A 4,322-nucleotide genomic window follows, 5' to 3' on the forward strand; every position below is an offset into this window, starting at 1 on the left:
TGCGGGCTGACCTGAATGAAGAAGAGAGCGCAACTCACCGAAAGCTATACCCTGAGAAAGGTACTGATTTTCACCGAGCGTTGGAACACTTGAAGAATCAAAGCCATTGATATCAGGCGTAGCATTCTCGAGCTGACCATTTGATTTAATCGTATCCGTCTTTGACACATTATTGAGCATTTCAACAGCCTTGCTGCTATTTGTACGCGCTGTTTTGCCAATACCGATCGTTAATGCGGGAAGTACACCTGACTGCCTTAACTGCTGATTGCAATCTTTATATACTGCCGCCATTTTCGACAGTACATAGCGTTCAAATAGTTTAAGCACGATAAGCTTTGCTCGGATGCCAAAATCGAGACAGTCACATGCTTTTGCAAAGGCATCACATAGCTTATGCGGGGACGCGGGAAAGTCTTTAGAAAATACTTCACTCTCATCAAGTATAAAGGAAACCCGAGCACTAAGCTCCTCGAGCACCGTGCCAATACCTTGATTAAGCCTCGACACCATCGCATCGACTGCGACATTAACCTCAAGTTCATCCTTATCAATAAGATCCAATGAATCTATCGAGTCACCAGACGGGCCGTTCACCTGTGGACCACTGGTAAGCGAATTGAAATTAGTCAACAACTGCTTTACAACGGCATTTGCGATATGGCGCTTCTGTAAACGAAGCTCTCTCATCGCATCGAAATACAACGCTTGGTCACCATTAGTGCCCGCTTTGTCGGCCATTTCAAACAGCGCATCATCCGCACCATCAAACAAATGACGTAATAAATCCTGCACTTTAAGTCTAAAATTATCTCTAACGACAATGACTAACTTCGGTAGTGGTTTAGCGGATACTCCTGAAATAGTTTTGCCGCCGTGAATCCCTACTATCTTTGGCTCTGCCATAATTACCCCAACTGCCCACTTGCTAAGAGTCAATTATTTAACATTTATTTGCATTATAGCGAGTCAATATTATGACTACTGTCACATTTTGTTTCCGCTTGAACCAGTTCACAAAAAATGTGAATTATTAAACCCAGCACAACAACTACTCGTCTAACAATATAGTGAACGAGAACAAGCTAAGCCACTTAGCATTATCCGAAATAATCTATATAATGGCGCCGCTAAATAAAAGTAAGCAATACTTTCGACTTTTTTTAATTTTAAGCATCCTTTGTATTCACCAGACCCAGCCTGAACAGCTTGAGCCAAAATATGAACGAATTACTTTCAAAAGCCATCGAAAATAACGTTAACGCTGCAATTTCGGAAGATGTCGGCTCCGGTGATATAACTGCTCAGCTAATTGATGCCGACAAACAGGCTTGCGCGAAAGTAATTACCCGTGAAAGTGCGATTATTTGCGGTACAAAGTGGGTTGACGCCGTCTTTCATGCAATTGATCCAACCCTTGAAATTAAGTGGTTCGTCAATGACAGAGACAACGCTTCACAAAACGAAACTCTCTTTACTGTTAGTGGCTCTGCCCGATCCATTCTAACCGGAGAACGTGCCGCACTTAATTTTCTGCAAACACTTTCTGGCACTGCAACGACAGCTAAACACTACGCAAACCTGGTTGCACACACTCAAGTAAAGCTTCTGGATACTCGTAAGACCCTACCTGGACTGCGCCTAGCACAAAAGCATGCCGTTACCTGCGGAGACTGCCACAACCATCGCATTGGCCTTTATGACGCCTTCCTAATCAAGGAAAATCACATTATGGCCTGCGGCGGCATTGGACAGGCAGTTAACAAAGCTCAGCAACTAGCTCCCGGAAAGCCCATCGAAGTTGAAGTTGAATCTATACAAGAGTTGCAACTAGCCTTACAAGCTCAGGCTGATATCGTCATGCTCGACAATTTCCCTATCAGCACTTTAAACGAGGCCGTAAAACTAAATAAAGGCCAAGCCAAGCTTGAAGCTTCTGGCGGCATAACCAATGAAACGCTGGTCCCAATTGCTGAAACGGGAGTAGACTTTATTTCAATCGGCGCACTGACAAAAGACTGCAAATCTATCGACCTTTCAATGCGGATTGATATCTAAACAGAAAAACGCCAGCTTACATAAATTTACATACCGAAACACTTCAGTTAGACAATCATTTGGCTATTACAGATAGAATAGATTCATCATTATGGTGATGTCTTCAGACAGCTAAATTCGTCATAAAACAAGAAGACAATCCACCATATTTACCATGCGGCCCATTATATAATTTCACCTTCGAGCTAAGCTGGCTTTACTTTCAATGAATGCAAATAATCTAAGTTTTAAGCCAGAAATCTCTAGCGCTCGCATTCACGGCATACCCGCATTTTTCATAAGTCTCACCCTGTTGTTTATTGCTTTAGGTTTTGACCAATTATTTATCAATGACGGATCGACACTTCAGAATGCCATGCCCTACGTCAGCATAGCCTACGGTTTATCACTCTCTCTTACTTATTGCTTCGGCCTAGTCAGTCTACCCGCAATATTCCTAGCCCCAGTCGCTTTATCACAAGCATCTAACGCATGGTTTGACGGTGATATAGAACTTAGTACTGCAGTACTGTTTTCGTTAAGCCTTTGCATGCAAAGTTATGTGCTCCGGAAGTCATTCCAGCTCTCTATTACCAAGGGTAATCCTTTATCAAACAGTAAAAACCTGATCCTTTATATTTCCCACAGCGTAATAATTAGCGCCTTAATCAGCACATTGCTCGGTGTCAGCTTGCTCACCAATGACGGCGACAGCACACTAGACCTAAGGGTAATAGCCTACTTATGGATTTCCAATGTTATTAGTCTGACCACCATTCCAAGCATCGTGTTCGCGGCACAAAACCATGCACAACGTATCAAGCAAAACACACATCCTTTAGAGTGGTTTGTTTGGCTTTCAATCTCGATCCTCAGCATTTATTTTACCACCAAGGAAAAGCCTCACTTTATACTTCTAATCATTCCAATCTTAATGTGGGCTTCAACCAGATTTAACCAGCTCGCTTGCACTATTGCTATTTTCGTATCTGGGATTATCACCCTGCACCTCCTTAACGCCGGGACACTGACACAGCAATTATCAATACCAGAATATTCTCTACCTCTTGCTAGCTTGATCGTTATTCTAACTACCCTTTACTTCAACACCCTCCGTTCAGATCAAATAAAAATCGAAGCGAGGCTCGAAGATATTGTTCAACAACGCACACAAGATTTACTTAGCGCCAACCAAGAACTTCGCGATGAGGTTTACATCAGAAAGCAGGCAGAAAAGAGTCTACAAAACACCTCGTCTCGTTTCAGAGCACTATTCGAAACTGCCGGCATCCCGATCATCGTACTTGATAAGAAGTTCAAAATTAAACAATGGAATGCAGCAGCCGAAGTTCAGTTTTCTTATACTAAAGAACAAGTGCTAGGCAATAATTTCATCGATATGTTTGTTCCAGAAAATATTCAGGACGAGACAGCATGGAAATTTACCAAGGTACTCGAAAGCGGCCTTAGTAAAGAAAATATGGAATGCGAGATTATCAGTGGCGACTCGCTTTCGCACACCATGCTCTGGAACATGAACCACCTTAGCAATCATGACGGTGAATCCCAGCAGACGCAGCTTCTTTTGATTGGCCAAAACATTTCCGACATCAGAAAAACTCAAAATCAACTTCACTACCTCGCTCACTACGATGCACTTACCGATACGGCTAACAGACGCCTATTCGAAGACCGCTGCGCCCAAGCGATTCAATCAGCAATTCGACACAAATCCGAGATTGCGCTAATCGGCCTAGATATCGATCACTTCAAACGAATCAATGACACGCTCGGACACGATATCGGCGATCAATTTCTTGTCACCTTAGCCAGCAGACTCAAACAAAGCGTTCGAAAGGAAGACACGATTGCCCGCCTTGGCGGAGACGAATTTGCTATTCTGCTAGCAAATGTATCGGGAAGAGAAGGCGCTAAAACAGTTGCCAGAAATATTCTCGATAACATTACCAAGCCCGTAAATATTGGCGGGAATGAGCTTATCGTTACTTCCAGCATCGGCATTACCGTCTGCCCTAACGATGGCACGCAATATCCCGACCTTCTAAAAAATGCAGATATGGCCATGTATCGAGCGAAAAAAGCCGGACGAAACAATATTCAGTTCTATAGTCCAGAAATGAACAGTGAAATGCAGCGCCAACTAATTATTGAGCATGAGCTAAGAAACGCTATCAGCGCCAGCCAATTCAAGCTTTACTACCAACCTATCATCGACATTGAAACGGGTGAAATTCTCGCGCTTGAAGCCTTGCTACGCTGGCATC

The 4,322-nt window shown here is 43.2% G+C and carries 3 protein-coding genes; 2 read left to right on the forward strand and 1 reads right to left on the reverse strand.

Going from position 1 to position 4,322, the window contains the following annotated elements; genetic code table 11:
* The coding region (locus tag A3766_RS19225; RefSeq protein WP_156508988.1) for a DUF1631 family protein at positions 1-906 on the reverse strand (906 nt) is incomplete at its 3' end.
* 315 nt (positions 907-1,221) lie between these two features.
* Here A3766_RS19225 and nadC point away from each other — a divergent pair.
* Positions 1,222-2,058, forward strand: a complete 837-nt coding sequence (nadC, locus tag A3766_RS19230) for a carboxylating nicotinate-nucleotide diphosphorylase (RefSeq protein ID WP_068509607.1) — start codon at positions 1,222-1,224, stop codon at positions 2,056-2,058.
* Positions 2,059-2,263: 205 nt separating this feature from the next.
* A partial coding sequence (locus A3766_RS19235) for a diguanylate cyclase domain-containing protein (RefSeq protein WP_068642803.1) occupies positions 2,264-4,322 on the forward strand: 2,059 nt, incomplete at its 3' end.

Source organism: Oleiphilus sp. HI0132, from assembly GCF_001635845.1.

What these genes read in the sequence shown, in the direction of transcription:
- nadC (WP_068509607.1), top strand. Translation starts at nt 1,222, where the DNA reads ATGAACGAATTACTTTCAAAAGCCATCGAAAATAACGTTAACGCTGCA.